Origin of the sequence: Dyella tabacisoli, assembly GCF_003350925.1 — a bacterium.
Lineage (GTDB): Bacteria > Pseudomonadota > Gammaproteobacteria > Xanthomonadales > Rhodanobacteraceae > Dyella_C > Dyella_C tabacisoli.
The window spans coordinates 394,800-416,441 of record NZ_KZ857173.1; the positions used below are offsets into that span (position 1 = coordinate 394,800).

The window sequence follows — 21,642 nt, forward strand, 5'->3', positions numbered from 1 at the left end:
CCAGCCCTGCGCGCGACTTTGGTCCGGTAAAAGTACCGGCAGCGCAGTATTTATTGCTCGGTGACAACCGCGACGACACCATGGCTCGCGCTATCTGGGCTTTTTCTCGCGCCGAGAAATCACCGGCCGCGCACGACACGTCGCACTCCTTCTATCCCGAGAAGCACTATTTGCCACGTGCGGATCGGTTTGGCGCGGCGCTGGATCCAAGGTAGCTCTATACCCGGCCAAACGATTCACGGCTAAACAGTTGTCAGGATCGTCTCGGCCGCGTATTATTTCCGGCTCGCGCGGACCACCGTGTGTACCCCTTTGGAGAGGTGGCAGAGTGGTCGAATGTACCTGACTCGAAATCAGGCGTACGTGTAAGCGTACCGTGGGTTCGAATCCCACCCTCTCCGCCAAATACAAAGCCCTGCAGTCATGCGGGGCTTTTGTATTTCTGGCATCCTGCGCGCACACGCTTTTCTGGCATCCCATGATCGAGTTTGGACACGGAACCCACGTCGGCTTGCGCCGTACGCGCAATGAAGACACTTACTACGCCGACGCAACGCTCGGCCTGTTTCTGGTCGCCGATGGCATGGGTGGGCATCAACATGGAGAAGTCGCCTCCGCTCTCGTGCGCGATGCAATGGCAGACCTGGTCATTCGCGGCCATAGCCTGGTCGAAGCGGTACGCGGTGCCGACGAACGACTGATTCAACAAGCCCGCCTGCAGCAGACTCGCGTTGGCAACCATGCGCTACCGATGGGTACGACGATTGCCGCCTTGCGGCTCGATGCGAACAGCTACGAAGTGGCCTGGGTGGGCGACAGCCGGGTGTACCTGTGGCAGAACGGGCTGCGGCAAATCAGCCACGACCATTCGTTGGTGCAAGAGCTGGTCAGCGCGGGCACGCTGGACCCCACTCAGGCCGCATACCATCCCCAACGCAATGTCATTACCCAGGCATTGGGTATTACGGCAACGGCGCAGTTGCATATCGGCATGGCCCGTGGCCGCCTGCAGCCCGGCATGTGCTTTCTGCTATGCAGCGACGGACTCACTGAGGAAGTGAGCGACAACGCCATTTCCCGCATCGTTGAACGTCATGACTTAGCCGCACAAGAGTGCGTCGATCATCTGCTGCTCGCCGCACTTGATGGCGGCGGCAGCGATAACATCACGGCGATTCTCGCGCGCGTCGATTAAGCCCCTTCCCTGCAAATTAAAGTGGGGCGCTTAGTTTTGACGACGCCACACGCTGCTGCCAGCAGCGCTTTTGTCCAGCGCATCCAGGCGCCGCTCATGAGCGGCCAACTCATCGCCATCGGCGTAACGCACTAGCGGGCGGCGATCCAGTACCAGCGGTATGGCAATCGTCGTCGCATTTTGTTCAATGGCACCCTCGAAACCCAGATCCAACACGACCTGACCCGAAGTCATCGATAAATAGACTTCGGCAAGCAACTGGGCGTCGATCAAACCGCCGTGTAAATCGCGCGCCGAATTGTCTACGCCCAAGCGCTTACACAGCGCATCCAGACTGTTGCGCTGCCCTGGATAACGCTCGCGCGCCATCACCAACGTATCGAGTACAGGGCAACGATCGCTGATACGGCCGTAATGCTCGCCAGCGCGAGCCAGCTCGGCATCGAGGAAGCCGACGTCGAACTTGGCGTTATGAATGATGAGTTCCGCGCCATCGATAAAGGCGAGAAACTCTTCCACGACATCGACGAAATGCGGCTTGTCGAGCAAAAACTCGTCTTCGATACCGGTGACCTGTTTGGCACCTTCATCGATTGCGCGATCGGGATTGAGATACGTCTGATAGTGACGTCCGCTCGGCCGGCGCTCGATCATCTCGACACAGGCGATCTCGATCAGGCGATGTCCCTGACGAACTTCCAAGCCAGTGGTTTCGGTATCAAGAACGATCTGCCTCACGCCGCACCTCTCAGAGCCTGGTCCCGGTAGCGTTCAGCCTGTTCGCGAGCCGCCTGGTCGACACGCTCGTTCTCGGCATGGCCGTTATGGCCCCGCACCCAATGCCATTTCACTTGATGTCCGGCAACCGCAGCGGCCAGGCGCTGCCATAGATCCTGATTCTTCACCGGCTTTTTATCCGCAGTGAGCCATCCATTGAGGCGCCACTTAGGCACCCATTGCTCAATGCCCTGCATCACGTATTTCGAGTCGGTCGTCAGCGCGACCTTGCACGGTCGTGTTAACGCTTCCAGCGCAGCAATGGCTGCCATGAGCTCCATACGGTTGTTCGTGCTATCCGGTTCGCCACCAGCAAGCATCCGTTCACTGTCCTTAGCCCGCAACAACGCCGCCCAACCACCCGGCCCCGGGTTGCCCAGGCAAGCACCATCGGTAAAAGCTTCTACATCAATCATCGTTACTCACATTCATCGGACCTGACTCATTTGATCTAATCATTCACCAACCGTGCTACGACGCGTACCCGGAGCCAGCCCCGCATGTACGCGTGTCGACACCGCCTTGGGCCGCAAACGTATCGGCATGGCCATACGGCGACGCTTACGCGCTATCAGTACATAGCCGCCGCCCAACACATGCTCGCCTTGCAAAGTGGTCTCGGCACTCGGCCAGCAGCGCCCAACCCGCTGCACTCTCTCAATATCCAACTCGGCACGACGCAACCAACGCTCGACCTTCAGCGGGGACTTTGGTGAGGATGCTTGACCGCGCCCGTGCCAGTAGACCCATGGCATCCAACCGCTTAACGGATGAATGCCCGTAATGACGAGCATGCCGCCCGGCGCCAAAACGCGAATGGCTTCCTGCAGCAAGGATTGCGCGGTAGGCGCCACCTCAAGTGCGTGGCGCAGCAGTACCAGATCGAAGGCATCGTCAATAAAAGGCAGCAGCTCGTCTGCGCGAGCGTACAGATCACCCTCGTAATGTTCCGCCGCGAGCCTCAACTGTGCCCAGCAACCGAGTAAGGGCAGCACGGGTGGCGTATCGCGCTTTACAGCGGTAAGCCATAGCGCATGGGTGCCGGCACAACGGAGCAAATCGGAAGAAAGTGCGGCCGTCTCCTCGGCCAAGAGGCCGCGCAGCGATGCACTTGCATAGATGTCATTGTCGCGCTGAGACATGCGTCGACGGCCTGTCGGTACCAGCGACACAGTGTACTGGCAGCCAGTGGCAATCGCGCCACAGAAGCTATCGCTCGCGTGGGCAAATGTTAAAAGTGATAGAGGTCTCCGATTTATCTCTGCCTGAATGGCAAGTTCGCCAATTAACATCGCCCTAACGAGCACGTGACATGACGGCTTTATAGTCGAGCGCCTTGCGCAAGCCGGATGCCTGCGCCAGTCGATACGAAACCGCAGCGGAGCCTTCCTTGCACGTCGTACCGTTACCGGCGCTCGCCGACAATTACATCTGGATGCTGTACGACGACGCCGGCCAAGCGATCGTGGTCGATCCCAGCGAAGACGCGCCCGTCGAGGCCGCGCTCACCCAGCACAAGCTAACGCTGCGGGCGATCCTGCTGACCCATCACCATAACGATCACATTGATGGCGCAACGGCTTTGCGCGCACGCCATCACGTACCCGTATTCGCACCCAACGACGAGCGCATCGCGCAGGCCACTCAGCACGTCGGTGAAGGCGATCAAATTACACTCGATGCGCCGGCCGCACATTTTCGTGTCATGGCCATACCGGGTCACACACGCAGTCATATCGCCTATGTCGGTGAAGGCCTCCTGCTCTGCGGCGACACCCTGTTCAGCCTGGGCTGCGGACGACTCTTTGAAGGCACGCCGGCTCAAATGCTGAGCGCGCTGGATCGCCTTTCCGTGCTACCGCCAGACACGCAGGTGTGTTGTGGCCATGAATACACCGCTGCCAATGGCCGCTTTGCCCGAACGATTGAACCGCATAATCGAGACTTGGCTACTCGCCTGCAACAGGTAGCCGCGTTACGCGCGCAAAACCGCCCCAGTCTGCCGGTATCTATCGCTGACGAGCGGGCCAGCAACCCTTTTCTACGCATCGACCACGACGCCGTCATCGCCTGGTGCAGGCAACACGGCGCTACCGATGACCGCGTCAGCCGCTTTGCGGCCCTGCGCGCAGCCAAGGATGTATTCCGCGAATGAAAAGCCGATATCTACGCCCCCTGCCCCTGGCTTTGTCGATGCTATTGGCTGCGTGTGCCAGCACCCCAACTCAATCGCCCCATGCACCGACCGTGCAGCCGCCGCAGTCCACCATCACGGACATTGATCACAGCGTGGGTGGCCCCGCAAAGCCGGAGCCTGCATCGGACGTCTGGGAACAACTGCGTAGCAGTTTCGCTATGAACGACTGCGATGCCGATCCAGCCATTATCGAATCGGCGCAACGCTACACCGCAAATCCAGAACGCTTCGAAACGCAGGTTCGCGAAATCTTGCCGCACCTGGCTTATGTTCAACAGATTGCGGCCAAACACGGCGTGGCCGGTGAGTTTGTGCTGCTGCCCTGGGTCGAGAGTCATTACCGCCCGATTCCGGGCAGCAAGAACAACCCTGCCGGCATGTGGCAAATCATGCCAGTCACTGCCAATGCCATGGGCATGCGCGTTGACAAGCGCTATGACGGCCGTCTGGATATGCCTGCCGCTACCGATGCCGTGATGACGTTGTTGCGTCGTTATCACGATGATCTGCAAGATTGGCGTCTGGCCGACTTTGCCTATAACGCCGGTGAGTTCGGCATACGCAAGATGGTCGAGCAACACGGTATGCCGGCCAACGAACCCGCCATACCGCGCCTGCCGGTAAAACGCATCACTCGGGAGCACCTGATCAAGCTCTTGGCAATGGCTTGCGTGGTGCGCGAACCCGATCGCTTTCACGTGACCCTGCCCTCACTGCCTTCGGAGCAGCGCCTGGTCTCGGTCGACGTCGGTCGGTCCATGCCGATCGCCCAAGCCGCCAATCACGCAGGCATGTCCGTCGATGAAATAAAAAACCTCAATGCCGGGTTCCGCAATGGCTTTGTCGATACACAAGCGGCGGCATACCTCTTGCTGCCCAACAGCAAGGCAGAGAAATTTCGCCTGGCCTCATCGCAACCATCGAGCAACAACGCTGACGAGCAGCAAACCTCGCTATTAGCCTTGTCCTCACCAGCTACGAATCAGGACGACTCGTCTTCACCGTCGACAGCCGCACACCAGGGCAAGAGCAAGAACAAAAGCAAGACTCACACCGTCAAGTCCGGTGAAAGCCTGTGGAATATCGCTCATCAGTATTCGGTAGACATCAAGCAACTGGAGCGCTGGAACAACCTTCGCAGCCAAAAGCTCAAGCTTGGGCAAGTATTGAAGGTGAGTGAATCGAGCTGAGCTGGTTTTGCGGCTGCTAAACTCGCATGGCTGCGCCGTTCAGGCGCGTTTCTGCCTTCGGAGGACGCATGGGATTCCTGCACGGTAAGCGCGCCCTTATTGTCGGCATTGCCAGCCAGCGCTCGATCGCCTGGGGCATCGCCAACGCCATGCATCGTGAAGGCGCGCAACTTGCCTTCACCTATCAGAACGATCGCCTCAAAGATCGGGTCGAGGAAGCCGCGAACAGCTTCGGCTCAAACATCGTGCTGCCATGTGATGTCGCCGAAGATGCGCAGATCGATACGATGTTTGCCGAGCTAGGTAAACACTGGGATGGCTTCGACATCCTCGTGCATTCGGTCGGTTTCGCGCCGCGCGAGGCGCTTCAGGGCCAATACCTGGATAACCTGACACGTGAGAGTTTCAGCATCGCTCACGACATCTCCAGCTACAGCCTGGCTGCACTGGCCAAAGCCGGACGGCCGCTGATGGCAGGCCGTGGCGGCGCCATCCTGACCCTCACCTATATCGGTGCAGAGCGTGCGTTGAGCAACTACAACGTGATGGGCCTGGCCAAAGCCAGCCTCGAAGCCAACGTACGTTATCTGGCCTTCAATCTTGGACCGGAGGGCACCCGCGTGAATGCGATCTCGGCCGGCCCGATCAAGACTTTGGCCGCTGCCGGTATTGCGAATTTTCGCAATATGCTCGATCACGTCGATGAAAATGCACCGCTGCGCCGCAGTGTCACCATTGACGAAGTCGGCAATGTGGGCGCCTTCCTCTGTTCTGATCTCGCCTCGGGGATCACCGGTGAAATCACCTATGTCGATGCCGGCTATAACATCCTCGGAATGACCGGTATCTGAGGCTTGAAAGAATCCCAAAAAAAAGCGGCCATTGACCGCTTTTTAATGTTGATCCAAGACCGGCTTACAAACGATCTTTTGCAATCTTGATCGTAGTATTGGCCTTCAGCGAGTTGATGTACTCATGTGTCGCCAGGGTGCCATAGGCCTGCGCCATGTCACTACGCAGCCTGTCTCGCTCGGCAGGCGTGATCTTCGACAAATCACCGTCCTGCACTTTGTCCACAGCCAATAGTGCGTAATTGCCATCGCGCGTCGCCACCACAGCGTACTGCGACTTGGCTGCCGCCGGGTGCGGCAGCAGGAAAGCCTTCTCAAGCAATTCCGCCGGCAATGCCTGCTGAATACGAGTCGCCTCGTTCACGCTTTGGACATTGGCGCCCATCGAAGCGACGACGGCTTTCATGTCCTCGCCTTTGACCAGCTTGGCCAGTAGATCATCGGCTCGCTGCTTTGCGGCGACAGCTACGCGGTCGTCGAGAATCTTCTGGCGAATCGAGTCCCGCACCTGAGCCAGCGGACGCGCTGCGGTAGGCACGTGCTTGTCGACGTGAATCACCACTGCATGATTGGAGCCAAGATCGATCAGGCTCGAATTATTGCCCTGCGCCAGCACCTCATCGGAGAACGCAGCCGCAGCTACTTTGGGGTTGGCCGCAATACCTTCCCCGCCCTGGCGGGAAAACAGCTCTGTCGACTTGATCGGCAGTTTCAATTCTTGCGCGGCGGATTCGAGCGAAGACGGATTCTGATAAGTCTTGTCAGCCAGCTTGCCGGCGACATCGTTGTACACGCGGTCATGCTCGGTAGCGGCAACCTCTTTGGCGATCTGCTCGCGTACTTCCTCAAAGGGCTTAGCCTGGCCGCTGCGCACGTCACGCAACCAGAGGATGTGATAACCCTCGTCAGGCGACAGCACGGGCTTGGATACCTGCCCCTTCTGCAACGCGAAAAGCGCCTCATCGAAAGCCTGATTGGCCACGCCCTTTTCCAGCCAACCCAGGTCACCGCCCTGACGCTTGGAACCCAGGTCGTCCGAGTCCTGTTCGGCCAGCTTGGCGAAGTTACCCTCATTCGCCTCGGCTGCGACCTTCTCGGCCTTAGTCAAGGCCGCCTTCTGCTGCTCCGGCGTAGCGTTCTTCGGCACATTGATAAGAATATGCGAAACCAGCCGCTGCTCGGGTTGCGCAAAACGCTGCTTCTCCGCCTCGTAGCGTTTCTTCAACTCGTCGTCGGCGGGCTGCGTGTCAACTTTCAGGTCGGCGCCATTCACCTCAAGATACTTCACCGCGACCTGCTCGGGACTCATGAAGTCGGCTTGGTGTTCTTTATAGAACGCATCGATCTGCGCGTCGGTAACATTGCTATCGGTAAGCGCCGGGCGCGGCAACATGGCAAAGCGCAGATCACGGCGCTGCAAGCGCAAATTAAGAAAACGATCCATGTCTGCATCGGTAACGATGGTGCTGCCGATCAATGCTTCTGGCAGCAACTGAATCGCCAGTTCGGAGCGCACGTCATTCTCAAACATCGCCGGCGTCTTGCCTTGCGTGGCAAGGGCCGCACGATACGTGTTCAAGTCGAACTGCCCACTGACCTGGAAACCAGGAATCGAGGCGATGGTGTCGCGAATAGCCAGATCGGACACCTTCATGCCCAAATCATCATTGGCCTTGAGCAGCAATTGCTGGTCGATCATCGAGTCGAGCACGCGTTGCTTCATTTCAGGGCGCTCGTAAATACTCGTATCTGCCTGCTGCTCACCGGCTTGCTGGCGTAGCTGGTTCAAACGAGCTTGAAACTGTTGCTGAGTGATCTCGTGCTTACCGACCTTGGCTACAAAAGTGTCGGTTTGCGCCATGAAATACGACTCAATGCCGAAAAAAGAAACGGCAAAGACGCAAATGCCAAGAACGACGATGGACGGCCATCCGTGTAGCTTGTTACGCAATGCCTGCAACATGGGTGTGTTCTCGCGATCGTTATCCGGCGCTCAACGCGCCAACCGAAAATAACAAGGGCGCCACACGGGCGCCCTTGCGAACTGTGGCGGAGCGGACGGGACTCGAACCCGCGACCTCCGGCGTGACAGGCCAGCATTCTAACCGACTGAACTACCGCTCCGCATTTTTTGGTGGATGCTGTAGGGATCGAACCTACGACCCTCGCCTTGTAAGGGCGACGCTCTACCGCTGAGCTAAGCATCCAAACTAAGCGTAAGCCGCTTAGTTTAGGGCATCCTTCAAGGTCTTGCCAGCCTTAAAGGCCGGAACCTTCGAAGCCTTGATCTTGATCACTTCATTGGTACGCGGATTACGACCGGTACGAGCGGCGCGCTTGCGCACAGTGAAGGTACCGAAACCAACGACCGACACATCCTCACCCTTCTTCAGGGACTTCTGCACGGTCTCGAAGAAAGCTTCGAGCGCACGACCGGCATCGGCTTTCGTGAGTTCGGCTTTTTCGGCGATGGCATTGATCAGATCGGTTTTATTCATTGAGACACTCCCTTAAACGGTTATGCGGCCCGCGCAGTCAGTTGGGACAAGACAGCGCCGCCATGGATGATGGTTACCAGTAGCACCGCCTCGCGACCCCGCATCGCTGCGCTTCTAAAAGCGGCGCTAGGATTGCGGTGCCGCCTTTATACCAGTGCCCCCGAGGGTCCGCAATACAAGCTGCACCAAGGCTTTCAGGCCCATGCAGGTTAACCTGCTCACTTGCATTAAGTAGCGTGAGCCGTTACGCAAAATGTTCACGCGCACTAAACACTCCCGACGAAACAGGAGGCATTTGCGCATGCCTCCTGCTCATTCATTCGAGTTACCTGCCGACTCAGTGCGGCCTTACATGTGCCTCAGGCGACTCCTCTGCCGGCGTGTCAACGCTAGCGACAGCTTCGCTGTCCTTCGCCTGCAATGGCTGTAACGGACGCTCCAGGGCGATACCGAGCACTTCGTCGATCCAGCGCACCGGATGAATCTCCAGCGAGTCGGTGATGTTCTTCGGAATATCCGCCAGATCTTTCTTGTTTTCGTCGGGGATAATCACCGTCGTGATACCGCCACGGTGAGCAGCCAGCAGCTTTTCCTTGAGTCCGCCGATCGGCAACACACGCCCCCGCAAAGTGATCTCGCCAGTCATCGCCACTTCGGAGCGCACCGGCACCTTAGTGAGTGCGGAGACCAAGGCGGTACACATCGCAATGCCTGCACTGGGGCCGTCTTTCGGCGTAGCGCCTTCGGGCACATGAATATGCAGATCGAGCTTTTCGTGAAAAGCGGGGTCGATGCCCAGGTGTTCGGCACGTGCGCGAACTACCGACAGGGCAGCCTGGATAGACTCTTTCATCACGTCGCCAAGCTGCCCGGTATTGACCAAGCGCCCCTTACCGGCAACCACTGAAGCCTCGATGCTGAGCAATTCGCCGCCCACCTGAGTCCAAGCCAGGCCAGTCACCAGGCCCACCTCGTTTTGCAGCTCTTTGCGGCCAAAATCGAAGCGACGCACCCCCAGATAATGCTCAAGGTTGTCGGAATCGACCATGACGCGACCAGATGCGGATTTTGACTTGGCGGACGCCGACTTCGATTTAGCCGTCTTTACGTCTGAAGCGCCAGCCTTGCTCTTGACCTTCTTCACCGCACCCAGCATCAACTCCTTGACTACCTTGCGACAGATCTTGGAAATTTCGCGCTCCAGATTACGCACGCCCGATTCGCGCGAGTAATAACGCACGATATCGCGTACGGCCTCTTCTGCCACGCTCAGCTCTTCCGGCTTCAGGCCGTTGGCTTTCAACTGCTTGGGCAACAGGTAGCGCAATGCGATCGCCAGTTTCTCGTCCTCGGTGTAACCGGGGATACGGATCACCTCCATACGATCCAGCAACGGCCCGGGGATGTTCAACGAGTTAGCCGTGGCCACCCACATAACCTCGGAAAGATCCAGGTCGACCTCAAGGTAATGATCGTTGAATGCATGGTTCTGCTCTGGATCGAGCACTTCAAGCAGCGCAGAAGACGGATCGCCACGGAAATCCATCGACATCTTGTCGATCTCATCCAGCACGAATAGCGGATTCTTGGTGCCGATCTTGTTTATGTTCTGCACGATGCGGCCAGGCATCGAACCAATGTAGGTCCGTCGATGGCCACGAATCTCCGCCTCGTCCCGCACACCGCCAAGGCTCATGCGAACGAATTTACGATTGGTCGCCTTGGCGATCGACTGCCCGAGCGAGGTCTTACCCACACCCGGCGGACCGACCAGACACAGGATGGGCCCCTTCATAACGCTCACGCGCTGCTGCACAGCAAGGTACTCAAGAATACGGTCCTTGACCTTTTCTAGACCGAAGTGATCCGCATCGAGCACCTCTTGCGCCAACTGCAGATCCTTACGCACCTTGCTGCGCTTTTTCCACGGCACGCCGATCAGCCAATCCAGATAGTTGCGCACGACAGTGGCCTCAGCCGACATCGGCGACATCTGGCGAAGCTTGCCAAACTCCTGCCGAGCCTTGGTCAGCACGGCTTTAGGCATGCCGGATGACTCGATTTTCTTTTGCAGCTCTTCGATTTCGTTCGGGCCATCCTCGCTCTCGCCGAGCTCCTTCTGGATCGCCTTCATCTGCTCGTTGAGGTAGTACTCGCGCTGGCTTTTTTCCATCTGCGACTTCACCCGGCCGCGGATACGCTTTTCTACCTGCTGCAAATCCATTTCGCCATCGACCAAACCAATAAGCAGCTCAAGGCGCTGCCCGACATCGGCGGTCTCCAGCACCTTCTGCTTATCGGCCATCCGCACCGAAAGATGCGCGGCGATGGAATCGGCCAGGCGCGACGGGTCATCGATGCCGGACAAGGTCGCCAATACTTCGGGCGGCAATTTGCGGCTCTGCTTGACCAACTGCTCGAACAACGAAATCAAGGTGCGCGAGACCACATCCAGCTCGCGCTCTTTCGTGTTGTATACCGATTCGATGACGTGCGAGTTGGCGGTGAGCATGCCGCCGTCTTCGTGATAATTCTCGATGGTGACGCGCGACTGACCTTCGACCAGCACCTTGACCGTGCCGTCCGGCAGCTTAAGTAGCTGCAGCACGCTTGCAAGCGTGCCGATCTGATGCAGATCTTTGATCTCAGGGTCGTCGATGTCCGGACTCTTCTGTGCCACCAGCAGAATCTGCCGCTCGCCTTCCATGGCACGCTCAAGCGCACGCATCGACTTATCACGGCCCACGAACAGCGGAATAACCATGTGGGGATAGACCACCACGTCACGCAAGGGCAACACAGGCAAAGCATCCAGCGTGGCGCCGGTAGCTACGGGAAGGGAGGCAATTTTTGCCATGAAGAATTTCCCTCAAGGGAGTGAATCGGGTACGCCTCGACACTGCGCCGGAGGCATTGATACGTCAAGTGGAGGCAACCACACCCGCACACAAGTGCAAGCAGCGGTCATGAAAAAAAACGGCCCCGACGCTTACGCCGGGGCCATCTTAATTCGGCAAAACTTTAACCGGAGTTCAGGCAGCGTCACCACCGTCGGCCGCGATACGCTGCTGTTGCAGGTTGCCGCGGTAGATCAGATAGGGCTCAGCCTGGCCGTCGATCACGGCATCGTCCACAACCACCTTGCTGACATGCTCCAGTGACGGCAGCTCGTACATAGTTTCAAGCAATACTTGTTCAAGAATCGTGCGCAGGCCGCGTGCACCGGTCTTGCGCTTAAGCGCTTTACGGGCAATGGCTTGCAGCGCCTCGGGGCGGAATTCCAGCTCCACTCCCTCCATCTCGAACAGCTTCTTGAACTGCTTGGTGACCGCGTTCTTCGGCTCAGTAAGAATCTTCACCAAAGCCGGCTCATCCAGCTCATCCAGCGTCGCCACCACCGGCAGGCGGCCGACAAACTCCGGAATCAACCCATAACGCACTAAATCGGACGGCTCGACATCGGCCAGTACCTTACCGAGGTTCTCGGTGCGCTCCTTACTGCGCACCTCAGCCGAGAAGCCGATGCTGGTGTTCTCGGAACGCTGCTGAATGACCTTTTCCAGCCCGGCAAACGCGCCGCCGCACATGAACAAGATGTTCTTGGTGTCCACTTGCAGGAATTCCTGCTGCGGATGCTTACGCCCGCCCTGCGGCGGCACCGAAGCCAACGTGCCCTCAATCAGCTTGAGCAGTGCCTGCTGCACACCCTCGCCAGAGACGTCGCGAGTGATCGACGGGTTTTCGCTCTTGCGGGAAATCTTGTCGATTTCGTCGATGTAGACAATGCCTGACTGCGCCTTGTCGACGTCGTAATCGCACTTCTGCAGCAGCTTCTGAATAATGTTTTCGACATCCTCGCCCACATAACCAGCTTCGGTGAGCGTGGTGGCATCGGCGATGGTGAACGGCACATTGAGCAGGCGCGCCAGCGTTTCGGCCAGCAAAGTCTTGCCTGTACCGGTCGGGCCGATCAGCAGAATGTTGGACTTGCCCAGCTCGATGTCGTCGCTTTTCTGCCGCGACTCGATGCGCTTGTAGTGGTTGTACACCGCCACCGCCAACGCTTTTTTGGCACGGGTCTGGCCGACCACGTACTGGTCGAGCGTTTCCATGATTTCTTTGGGCTTGGGTAGCTGGGTACGCCCGGAGGCGGCCTTTTCCTCAAGCTCTTCACGGATGATGTCGTTGCAAAGCTCTACGCACTCATCGCAGATGAACACGGACGGACCCGCGATCAGCTTGCGCACTTCATGCTGGCTCTTGCCGCAGAAAGAGCAGTAGAGAATCTTGCCGCTGTCGTTGGAACGGCCCTGCCGCTCGTCGCTCATGCTTTCGATCCTGCTGGTAAATCCATTGCGAGGCGAGAATAGCACAGGGTTTCGCGTCTGCATTCAAACGCGAAACCCATGGCTTTACTAGCCGAGAGAGCCCGTATCAGGCCGATTTGACCGTCTCGACGGCGCGGCGATCCAGTACTGAATCGATCAGACCGTACTCACGGGCGGCTTCAGCGCTCATGAAACGGTCACGCTCCATGTCCCGTTCGATCTTATCCAGCGGCTGGCCGGTATGGTCCACGTAAATCTGGTTCAACCGGCGACGCAGGTAAAGGATCTCCTGCGCCTGGATCTCGATATCGGTCGCCTGGCCGCGCGCACCGCCCGAAGGCTGATGAATCATGACGCGCGAGTTGGGCAGCGAGTAACGCTTGCCCTTGGCGCCCGCCATCAGCAGCAACGATGCTGCACTGCAAGCTTGACCAATGCACATCGTGCTGACGTCGGGCTTGATGAACTGCATGGTGTCGTAGATGGCCATTCCGGCGGTAACCGCACCGCCCGGGCTGTTGATATACAGATTGATGTCCTTATCCGGGTTCTCGGACTCCAGGAACAGCATCTGTGCCACCAATACGTTGGCGACCTGATCGTTCACCTCACCGACCAGAAAAATCACCCGCTCCTTCAGTAGGCGCGAGTAAATGTCATATGACCGCTCGCCGCGAGCAGTCTGCTCGACGACGATAGGCACCAAGTTGAGGTTCTGGATTTGATCCATGGCCATGCTTGCGGCTCTCCGGTTGATGGGCCTGACGTACGACCTGATGGGATCAGTTCTTGTGAACCTGGCTCAGGCGCTGATGGGGCGCATCACTTCGTCGAAACCCAGGTTTTGCGTCGTGGTTTTGGCATGCTCTGCCACCCACTCTGCCACCTGGTCTTCCATGACGCGATTTTGCAGCCCGGACATCAGTTGGGGGTCACTGTTATAGAGTTCAATGACCTTCTCTGGCTCTTCATAGGTCGAGGCAATCGCAGCCAACTGCTCGGCAATACGCTTGCGGTCGATCGTCAACGACTGCTTGCGGGCAATTTCGCCCATGAGCAAACCAGCGATAACGCGCTTACGAGCCATCGGGGTAGCCGCCTCGATCAACTGCGGCGGGGGTTGCTGTCCGCGCGGCACATTGCTGGCAGCAAGATTTTGCGCCTCGGACTGCACCATCAGGTTCGGCACATCCAACTCTAGATTGGACTCGGCCAGCTTTTCAGCCACTTCGGACTTCAGGCGAGCCATCAGGGTAGCCTTCAGCTCGCGCTCCAGATTGGAGCGGACTTCTTTGCGGAAATTCTCCAGATTGCCGTCGGCAACGCCGAACAACTGAACAAATTCAGCATCAACCGTCGGCAGCTTCGGCTCCTGCACCTTGATGATCTTGAAACTGACTTTGGCGGTTTGCCCGGCCAGCTTTTCATTGCGGAAGTCTGTCGGAAACGCGATATCCGCCTCGTAGGCATCATCGGCCTTGTGACCAGTCAGCGCTTCGTCCAGGGCCTTGAACAGGTTCCCCGAACCCAAGACGCTGCCGGCGCGCTCCATACCCTCGGCAGGGAAGCGGTAATCGCCGGCCGTAGCGGTGTATTCGAACATGACGAAGTCATTCTCGGCCGAAGCACGCTCAACGGCGTCGAAGCTGCGACGCTGCTGACGCAGGGTTTCGATCATCTTGTCGATATCGGCATCGGTCACTTCCGCCACCGGACGAGTGATCTCGAGCGCGGCAACGTCCACTTCCGGAAACTCCGGGAGCACTTCGAAAGTGGCCGTATAGGCGATCTCGCCGTTTTCCGGGCGACCCGTGGTATCGATTGACGGGTTAGCGATCGGACGCAGTTGCTCCTGCTCTACCGCTTCGCGCAATGTGCTGCCGATCAGGTCGGACAACACCTCACCACGCACTTGAGCACCGAAGCGCTGCTGGATCACCGTGACCGGCACCTTGCCCGGACGAAAGCCCTTAAGACGAACGGTACGACCCATCTCTGCGATCCGCGCGCTGACCTGCGACTCGAATCGCTCTGCGGGAAATTTCACCGTGAGCTTGCGCTCAAGCTTGCCGACGTTCTCAACCGAAACCTGCATGACGTCTCCTGGAATACCTGATAGCGCGTCCGTCACAGACGCCATGGCAGCCCCTGCCGCCGGTAAAACAAAAACAAAGGAATCAACATGGTGCGAAAGGGGGGACTCGAACCCCCACGGGATTAACCGCCAGAACCTAAATCTGGTGCGTCTACCAATTCCGCCACTCTCGCATCAACCAACAACCAAGAAGTCGCCGCAACCACCGGATTCCAAAGAAATTATTACGCAGAACCCGCACTGCAATCTCTTTTTGAATCCCGCCCTGAGGCGCCCCACCCTAAGTCGATGATTCCTTTGCACGAAAGCCGGCTATTTTACGGTTGCGCGAGGGGGCAATACAAGCGAGATACCGCATCCATGGCATGGAAATGAATGAATCCCCCTCTCCGCTTCAGCTCAAGCCTGTGCAAAGCACACAGACAAACGGCCTGCATTGCTGCAAGCCGTTTGTCTGTATTGGTGGGCCGTGTAGGATTCGAACCTACGACCAATTGATTAAGAGTCAACTGCTCTACCAACTGAGCTAACGGCCCTGGAACTAACTTTGGACTTACTGGATGAACTGGGGTGGAAGATGGGACTCGAACCCACGACCCTCGGAATCACAATCCGATGCTCTAACCAGCTGAGCTACATCCACCGTAAATCTTGAATTGGCGCGCCCGACAGGAATCGAACCTGCAACCGTCGGCTTAGAAGGCCGATGCTCTATCCGATTGAGCTACAGGCGCAGCGCACTACGTGCAGAGCACCTGCTTGGTCGGGGCAGAGGGATTCGAACCCACGACATCCAGCTCCCAAAGCTGGCGCTCTACCAGGCTGAGCTATACCCCGAATCTCGAAACCTTCGTCTGCTTACGCGAGCCGAAGCCTTGAAATGCTACGGGGGACGCATCGCCTAGTCAATCCGTATCGAAGCACACCGAACTTCACAACCACCGTTCAGCTTCGCAGGACGATGAACTGCCTTGCGGCACAAGCCGTGATGCGAACAGCACGACTTGCAAGTGTAGTGGCGCGCCCGGAGAGATTCGAACTCCCGACCACCAAGTTCGTAGCCTGGTACTCTATCCAACTGAGCTACGGGCGCGCAGAAAAACGATTTGCCTTGTTGCCAACCGCCGAAGCGGAAGGTGTCGAAGCAGAAGCGGGATTATTCAGATTCGAAGCTAAAACGTCAACACTTTTTTCAGAAAAATTTCATTTCGATGGACCGAAACTTATCTGAAGCATGTCGACTCAAGCTGTGCCCGACCTGATTTAGACATCCAAACGCCTCATCCAAACCAATCAAGGGCGCCCATGAGAGCGCCCTTACTTAGGTGAAGCCTTAGCGATCAATCACGCGACTCTGCGTCGCAGGATCGCCCACTTTGGCCGACCCCGCATCACCACGCGGTGGCGGTGGCGGTGGCGGCGAACCGGCCGGCGGAGTCTTCGACCAATCGGCAGGCGGCCCCGGTTCGCGCCCCGCCATGATGTCGTCGATCTGATGCGCATCGATGGTTTCGTACTGCAACAGCGTCTCAGCCATCACATGCAATTTATCGATATTGTCGGTGAGCAACTGCTTGGTACGCGCATATGCACGATCAAGAATATCGCGCACCTCCTCGTCGATCTTGCGCGCGGTCTCATTAGAGACATTCTTGTGTTGCGTGACCGAGCGGCCAAGGAATACCTCATCCTCGTCCTCGCCATAGGTCATCGGACCAAGCTTGTCGGACAAGCCCCATTTGGTCGCCATATTGCGCGCCATCTTGGTGGCACGCTCGATATCGTTCGAGGCACCGGTGGTGACTTTGTCTTCGCCGAAGATCAGCGCCTCGGCAACACGGCCACCGTATAGCGAGCACAACTGCGACTCGATCGCCACTCGGTTCATGCTGTATTTGTCACCCTCAGGCAAATACATGGTGACGCCCAGCGCACGACCGCGAGGAATGATCGTGACCTTGTATACCGGGTCATGCTCAGGCACCAGTCGACCGACGATGGCGTGACCGGCCTCGTGGTAAGCGGTGAGCTTTTTCTCATCTTCGCTCATCGCCATCGAGCGACGCTCGGTACCCATCAGAATCTTGTCTCGCGCTTTATCGAGGTGGCCCATACGCACTTCGCGGGCGTTCTCTCGCGCTGCAAACAAGGCAGCCTCGTTGACCAGATTGGCCAGATCGGCACCGGAAAAGCCGGGCGTGCCGCGCGCGATGGTCATCGCATTCACGTCGGCCGCCGTCGGCACCTTGCGCAGGTGCACCTTGAGAATTTGTTCACGCCCTTTCACATCCGGCAGACCGACCACGACCTGGCGATCGAAGCGGCCTGGACGCAACAAGGCAGGATCGAGCACGTCCGGGCGGTTGGTGGCGGCAATGACGATCACGCCCTCGGTGCCCTCAAAGCCATCCATCTCGACCAGCAACTGATTGAGGGTTTGCTCGCGCTCGTCGTGCCCACCGCCAAGGCCGGCACCGCGATGACGGCCTACCGCGTCGATCTCATCGATAAAGATGATGCACGGCGCATGCTTTTTGGCCTGCTCGAACATGTCGCGCACACGACTGGCGCCCACGCCGACAAACATTTCGACGAAGTCCGAGCCGGAGATAGCGAAGAACGGAACCTTGGCCTCGCCCGCAATCGCCCTGGCAAGCAAGGTCTTGCCGGTACCCGGCGGGCCGACCATCAACACGCCGCGCGGAATCTTGCCGCCAAGCTTTTGAAACTTGCCCGGGTCGCGCAGGAACTCCACCAGCTCGCTGACCTCTTCTTTGGCCTCGTCGCAGCCAGCGACATCGGTGAAATTGACCTTGATCTGGTCTTCGCCCTGCAACTTGGCTCGCGAACGGCCAAAGCTCATCGCCCCGCGACCACCCGCGCCGGCCTGCATTTGGCGCATAAACCAAATGAATACACCGACGATAAGAATGATCGGCAACCAATTGAGCAGCAACCCAAGCAATGAGAAGCCGTTATTGGACGGCTCCTGGCGTACTTCGACGCCCTTGTCCTGCATCTGCTTGACCACTGCGTTGGTGGACCAGCCCAGCCCAGGAGCAACGGTGCGGTAAGTACTGCCGTCCTTCAACTTGCCGCTGATCGATGCGGGCTGATCGGCGCTGATCGTGGCATTGGCCACGTTGCCGCTATCCACGCTCTGCACGAAGCTGCTGTAGGGCAGGTCCGATGAAGAAGCGCCATGCGGGTTGAAGCTCTGAAATACGGTGAGTAGAACCACCGCGATAATCAGCCAGAGCAGTAGGTTTTTAGCCATTTCATTCATGCACGGTTCTCGCCCGGTTGCCCGCCGGAAGTCTTTCGACCCACGGCCAGCGCGTATACCTCACGCGAACGAGCGCGCGAGGCCTTTGGTTTACGCATGGTTACGCGCGTGAACTCCACACGCAAGCTGCGCAGATAATCGTCAAAGCCGGCGCCCTGGAACAGCTTGATCAGGAACGACCCGCCCGGCTTAAGCCAGTGCCGGCTAAAATCCAGCGCCAGTTCAGCCAAATCCATTGCCCGGATCTGGTCGGCTAGCGCTACACCACTCATATTGGGGGCCATATCAGATAGCACAAGATCGAGCTGCTGTCCGCCCAAGCGAGATTCCAGCTCACGCAATACCGATTCCTCGCGAAAATCGCCCTGGATGAAGTCCACCCCGCCAATGCCCTGCATCGGCAGGATATCCAGCGCGATCAAGGTACCTTTATCGCCCAGCCGCTGGCTTACCAATTGCGACCAGCCGCCAGGTGCGGCGCCCAGATCCACGATTCGCATGCCTGGCTTGAGCAGGCGGTCACGCTCGATCAACTCCTCCAGCTTAAAGACTGCACGCGAGCGGAAGCCTTCAGCTTGCGCCTTTTTTACATAAACATCGTCGAAATGCTCCCGCAGCCAGCGGGAACTGCTTTTGCTGCGAGTCATGATCGGCAACTGTCACAGATACGGGGAGTGGTCAGCATGATACCCTTTACGGTCCATTCGCCGCGAATCCGAGACTGAACGCATGGCCCTCTCCCCCTCGCAGCGCCGCTACTTGCGCAGCCTTGCCCACGATCTGAAGCCAGTCATCCTGCTCGGCGCCAAAGGCGCTACCGATGCCGTGGTTAAGGAATTGGACCTGGCGCTGTCTCATCACGAGTTAGTCAAAGTGAAGCTATCTGGCGGCGACAAAGATGAACGCCAGGTGCAAATCGATTTCCTCGCTAACGGCACCCAGGCCGAGAGCGTGCAGCAGATCGGTCACATTGTGGTGCTGTTCCGCCGTAATGAAGACGAGCCCAAGCTGGCGTTGCCACGTTAAAGCCCGTCCAAAAGGCTAGTCAAAAAGCTTATTCAAAGCCTCCACCGAGTTTCCGATGGATCTTTCGCTCGACCGACCTGACGACTACCTCTTTGTACGCCGTGTCAGCGCACGCGGCGTCACCGTGGTCGATCGCGAATTTGAACGCAGCTTTCTGCTTGCACCCGACGGTGTCATCGAAAACTGGCCGGTCGATACGGCAAAAACACTCGACGCTGAACATGTAGAGGCGATTCTTGCGCTTAAGCCCGAGCTGGTACTGCTGGGTACCGGCGACCGCCAATGTTTTCCGGCGGCGATCTTCCTGGCCGGTTTTCTGCGCAAAAACGTCGGCATCGAGGTGATGGACAACGCCGCCGCCGCTCGCACTTACAACCTGCTCGCCGCCGAAGGGCGACGAGTGATAGCGGCGTTCATTCTCCCGACGGCTTGACCGCCCCAGCTTGCTTAATATCAGCGAGACGGCAAATAACCCAACGGATCGACGGGATTGCCGTCCTTACGGATCTGGAACTGCAATTCGTCGCGTGAAGCGCCCGTCGAGCCCATTTCGGCGATCTGCTGCCCCGCGCTAACGCGCTGCCCCTCTTTGACCAGACGCTTACGGTTGTGACCGTAGGCAGAGAGGAAGCTGTCGTTGTGCTTGATGATGACCAGTTCGCCATAGCCGACCAAGCCGTTACCGCTATAGACCACCACACCATCGGCGGCCGCGCGGATCGGATCGCCTGATTTGCCGTAAACCTCGATCCCCGGAATAGCGTCACCGCTTTGGAAACGCTTGCCCAAACCGCCGTCGGCCGGCCAGCGCCAACTCACACCGCCGGAGGCACGGGTTGCGCCAGCGGGTACCGCCGCCGATACCGCGGGGACAACAGGCGGCGGCAACGAGGCCGGACTTAGTGTAGACACGCCAGCCACCGGCACAACGGTGGTACTGCTTGCCGCGCTTGCCGGTGAAGTCGCCGCCGTACTTGCAGCACCAACCGCCGTCGAAGCCGGCTTGCTTGCCACCGTCTCTGTCGTGTTCTCGAACATGGGTGCCGCTGCCTTGGCTGGCGTCGATGGATGCGCCGAGGCGGCTGGTGCGGCCGTGGTTACCGGTCGCGGGGTTGCGGCGGCAGCAACGGCGTGCGTGCTCCCCGCCGACCCGCCCGGCGGCGATAGCCGCAAAACCTGACCCGGCCAGATCGTGTAAGGCGCGGCAATGCCGTTCCAATGCGCCAGATCGCGGAAATCCACGCTGTTGCGAAAGGCGATGGAATAGAGGGTATCGCCACGAGCCACCTGGTAGCTGCCACCGGGCGCTGATGGTGCAGGTGTGACTGTGCTGCCGTGGCCACCGGCCGGCTGGACGACCACCGATCGGTGCACACCGCTGCAAGCGGTCAGCGTGAGAGCAATGGCAGTGGCCGCAAAACAGCGAATAAGTCCGTTCATGTTCGCCAGCATACCGAGGTCTAACGAGGTTTTCATGCGAGGGTGTCCCTATTGAACCTCTGTAGGAGCCCATCCTGTGGGCAAAAATCATGGAGCGCATCGCGCCCCACCCACGATGTTTAGCGCAACCAGAACCACCACACGAGCAGTAACGCCAGCACCCCTAAAGCGGCCCAGCCGATCCACTCGATATGTTTGTGCAGAATACGTTCCGCCCGCTCACCGAAAAGTCGAATCAGCAACGCCAGCAGCCATACCCGTTTACCCCGGCCGACAGCAATGCAGACCAGAAAGGGAATGATCGGTACACCGACAATACCCGCCGCCCAGGTAACGAATTTCATCGGCACGACTGGCTGCAAGGCCGCCAATGCCAACACGAACAGCAGCCCCAACCAATGCTGATTCATCTGCAAGCGCAGGTTTTCCACCCCCTGCTCGATCGGCGCCAACAGATGTAGCGACTCAAGCACGGGATGCAATGCCTGAAACGCCCAGTGACCGAGCGCGTAGCCGACCAGTGAGCCAAGCAGTGAAAACAACAGGCTGATATTGGCGTAGAAGAAAGCTTTTTGACGCTTGCCCAGCATCATCGGCGCCAGCATCACTTCCGGCATGATCGGAAAAATGAAGGCTTCGACGAAACTCAAACCGCTGAGGTAATAAACCGCTTTAGGGTGGCGTGCCCAGGTCAATGCGCGCGCGTACATCGCTCCAAATAGGCGCATCAACAGAATCCTTGATAGTGGCGGCCTTGAT

19 protein-coding genes and 9 tRNA genes are annotated in these 21,642 nt (G+C 58.2%); 7 read left to right on the forward strand and 21 right to left on the reverse strand.

Going from position 1 to position 21,642, the window contains the following annotated elements:
- Window positions 1-314: 314 nt before the first annotated feature.
- Together DVJ77_RS01490 and DVJ77_RS01495 are read left to right on the forward strand one after the other, a co-directional pair.
- Window positions 315-404 (forward strand) — tRNA-Ser (locus DVJ77_RS01490).
- A 74-nt stretch (window positions 405-478) separates the two neighbouring features.
- The gene (locus DVJ77_RS01495; RefSeq protein WP_114843690.1) at window positions 479-1,195 is read left to right on the forward strand and encodes a PP2C family protein-serine/threonine phosphatase; all 717 of its coding nucleotides are present in this window, start codon (window positions 479-481) and stop codon (window positions 1,193-1,195) included.
- 30 nt (window positions 1,196-1,225) lie between these two features.
- Here the strand turns inward: DVJ77_RS01495 and dnaQ are convergent, their stop codons facing one another.
- From dnaQ to DVJ77_RS01510, 3 genes are read right to left on the reverse strand one after another with little or no spacing between them, the layout of a single operon-like run.
- Entirely contained in the window at window positions 1,226-1,933 is a 708-nt protein-coding gene (gene dnaQ, locus DVJ77_RS01500) for a DNA polymerase III subunit epsilon (protein ID WP_114843691.1), read from the reverse strand.
- A complete protein-coding gene (gene rnhA, locus DVJ77_RS01505) occupies window positions 1,930-2,388 on the reverse strand; it encodes a ribonuclease HI (protein WP_114843692.1) in 459 nt (152 codons plus the stop codon). Before rnhA ends, dnaQ begins: the two co-directional genes overlap by 4 nt.
- A 39-nt stretch (window positions 2,389-2,427) precedes the next feature.
- On the reverse strand, window positions 2,428-3,114 hold the full coding sequence (locus tag DVJ77_RS01510) for a class I SAM-dependent methyltransferase (RefSeq protein WP_114843693.1): 687 nt from the start codon (window positions 3,112-3,114) through the stop codon (window positions 2,428-2,430).
- Window positions 3,115-3,362: 248 nt separating this feature from the next.
- On the opposite strand from DVJ77_RS01510, the gene gloB reads away from it, so the two are divergent.
- The 3 genes from gloB to DVJ77_RS01525 all read left to right on the forward strand — a co-directional run bounded on the left by gloB (window position 3,363) and on the right by DVJ77_RS01525 (window position 6,210).
- Window positions 3,363-4,127, forward strand: coding sequence for a hydroxyacylglutathione hydrolase (gene gloB, locus DVJ77_RS01515; RefSeq protein ID WP_114844189.1), 765 nt, complete (start codon window positions 3,363-3,365; stop codon window positions 4,125-4,127).
- Window positions 4,124-5,359: a LysM peptidoglycan-binding domain-containing protein gene (locus DVJ77_RS01520; protein WP_318530893.1), complete on the forward strand. Its 1,236-nt coding sequence runs from the start codon at window positions 4,124-4,126 to the stop codon at window positions 5,357-5,359. Before gloB ends, DVJ77_RS01520 begins: the two co-directional genes overlap by 4 nt.
- 68 nt (window positions 5,360-5,427) lie before the next feature.
- Window positions 5,428-6,210, forward strand: coding sequence for an enoyl-ACP reductase FabI (locus DVJ77_RS01525; protein WP_114843694.1), 783 nt, complete (start codon window positions 5,428-5,430; stop codon window positions 6,208-6,210).
- 64 nt (window positions 6,211-6,274) lie between these two features.
- Here the strand turns inward: DVJ77_RS01525 and DVJ77_RS01530 are convergent, their stop codons facing one another.
- The 16 genes from DVJ77_RS01530 to rlmE all read right to left on the reverse strand — a co-directional run bounded on the left by DVJ77_RS01530 (window position 6,275) and on the right by rlmE (window position 19,064).
- Complete coding sequence (locus DVJ77_RS01530) at window positions 6,275-8,173, reverse strand: SurA N-terminal domain-containing protein (RefSeq protein WP_114843695.1); 1,899 nt, start codon at window positions 8,171-8,173, stop codon at window positions 6,275-6,277.
- An 84-nt stretch (window positions 8,174-8,257) separates the two neighbouring features.
- Window positions 8,258-8,334: transfer RNA gene (locus DVJ77_RS01535), tRNA-Asp, on the reverse strand.
- 8 nt (window positions 8,335-8,342) lie between these two features.
- Window positions 8,343-8,417: transfer RNA gene (locus DVJ77_RS01540), tRNA-Val, on the reverse strand.
- A gap of 18 nt (window positions 8,418-8,435) precedes the next feature.
- Window positions 8,436-8,708 carry an HU family DNA-binding protein gene (locus DVJ77_RS01545; RefSeq protein WP_114843696.1) on the reverse strand — a complete coding sequence of 91 codons (273 nt, stop codon included), beginning with the start codon at window positions 8,706-8,708 and terminating at the stop codon, window positions 8,436-8,438.
- Between the two features lie 337 nt (window positions 8,709-9,045).
- Window positions 9,046-11,565 carry an endopeptidase La gene (gene lon, locus DVJ77_RS01550; protein ID WP_114843697.1) on the reverse strand — a complete coding sequence of 840 codons (2,520 nt, stop codon included), beginning with the start codon at window positions 11,563-11,565 and terminating at the stop codon, window positions 9,046-9,048.
- Between the two features lie 175 nt (window positions 11,566-11,740).
- Window positions 11,741-13,036, reverse strand: a complete 1,296-nt coding sequence (gene clpX, locus DVJ77_RS01555) for an ATP-dependent Clp protease ATP-binding subunit ClpX (protein ID WP_114843698.1) — start codon at window positions 13,034-13,036, stop codon at window positions 11,741-11,743.
- Between the two features lie 106 nt (window positions 13,037-13,142).
- Entirely contained in the window at window positions 13,143-13,772 is a 630-nt protein-coding gene (gene clpP / locus DVJ77_RS01560) for an ATP-dependent Clp endopeptidase proteolytic subunit ClpP (RefSeq protein WP_114843699.1), read from the reverse strand.
- Between the two features lie 66 nt (window positions 13,773-13,838).
- Window positions 13,839-15,131 (reverse strand): trigger factor, encoded by a 1,293-nt coding sequence (tig, locus tag DVJ77_RS01565; protein ID WP_114843700.1) that lies wholly within the window; start codon window positions 15,129-15,131, stop codon window positions 13,839-13,841.
- An 88-nt stretch (window positions 15,132-15,219) separates the two neighbouring features.
- A tRNA-Leu gene (locus DVJ77_RS01570) sits at window positions 15,220-15,304 on the reverse strand.
- A gap of 287 nt (window positions 15,305-15,591) precedes the next feature.
- Window positions 15,592-15,667: transfer RNA gene (locus DVJ77_RS01575), tRNA-Lys, on the reverse strand.
- 30 nt (window positions 15,668-15,697) lie between these two features.
- Window positions 15,698-15,774, reverse strand: a tRNA-His gene (locus DVJ77_RS01580).
- A 14-nt stretch (window positions 15,775-15,788) separates the two neighbouring features.
- Window positions 15,789-15,865 (reverse strand) — tRNA-Arg (locus DVJ77_RS01585).
- A gap of 26 nt (window positions 15,866-15,891) precedes the next feature.
- Window positions 15,892-15,968, reverse strand: a tRNA-Pro gene (locus DVJ77_RS01590).
- Between the two features lie 179 nt (window positions 15,969-16,147).
- A tRNA-Arg gene (locus DVJ77_RS01595) sits at window positions 16,148-16,224 on the reverse strand.
- A gap of 240 nt (window positions 16,225-16,464) precedes the next feature.
- Window positions 16,465-18,417 carry an ATP-dependent zinc metalloprotease FtsH gene (ftsH, locus tag DVJ77_RS01600; RefSeq protein WP_191983648.1) on the reverse strand — a complete coding sequence of 651 codons (1,953 nt, stop codon included), beginning with the start codon at window positions 18,415-18,417 and terminating at the stop codon, window positions 16,465-16,467.
- Window positions 18,414-19,064, reverse strand: coding sequence for a 23S rRNA (uridine(2552)-2'-O)-methyltransferase RlmE (rlmE, locus tag DVJ77_RS01605; RefSeq protein WP_114843701.1), 651 nt, complete (start codon window positions 19,062-19,064; stop codon window positions 18,414-18,416). Before rlmE ends, ftsH begins: the two co-directional genes overlap by 4 nt.
- A gap of 82 nt (window positions 19,065-19,146) precedes the next feature.
- Between rlmE and yhbY the strand changes: the two genes are divergently transcribed.
- Together yhbY and DVJ77_RS01615 are read left to right on the forward strand one after the other, a co-directional pair.
- Window positions 19,147-19,443 carry a ribosome assembly RNA-binding protein YhbY gene (gene yhbY / locus DVJ77_RS01610; protein WP_114843702.1) on the forward strand — a complete coding sequence of 99 codons (297 nt, stop codon included), beginning with the start codon at window positions 19,147-19,149 and terminating at the stop codon, window positions 19,441-19,443.
- A gap of 55 nt (window positions 19,444-19,498) precedes the next feature.
- Window positions 19,499-19,876, forward strand: a complete 378-nt coding sequence (locus DVJ77_RS01615; RefSeq protein ID WP_114843703.1) for an Mth938-like domain-containing protein — start codon at window positions 19,499-19,501, stop codon at window positions 19,874-19,876.
- Between the two features lie 20 nt (window positions 19,877-19,896).
- On the opposite strand, the gene DVJ77_RS01620 is transcribed toward DVJ77_RS01615, so the two are convergent.
- Together DVJ77_RS01620 and DVJ77_RS01625 are read right to left on the reverse strand one after the other, a co-directional pair.
- The gene (locus DVJ77_RS01620) at window positions 19,897-20,919 is read right to left on the reverse strand and encodes a peptidoglycan DD-metalloendopeptidase family protein (RefSeq protein ID WP_225427716.1); all 1,023 of its coding nucleotides are present in this window, start codon (window positions 20,917-20,919) and stop codon (window positions 19,897-19,899) included.
- 83 nt (window positions 20,920-21,002) lie between these two features.
- Window positions 21,003-21,611: a YqaA family protein gene (locus DVJ77_RS01625; RefSeq protein ID WP_114843704.1), complete on the reverse strand. Its 609-nt coding sequence runs from the start codon at window positions 21,609-21,611 to the stop codon at window positions 21,003-21,005.
- Between the last annotated feature and the right edge of the window lie 31 nt (window positions 21,612-21,642).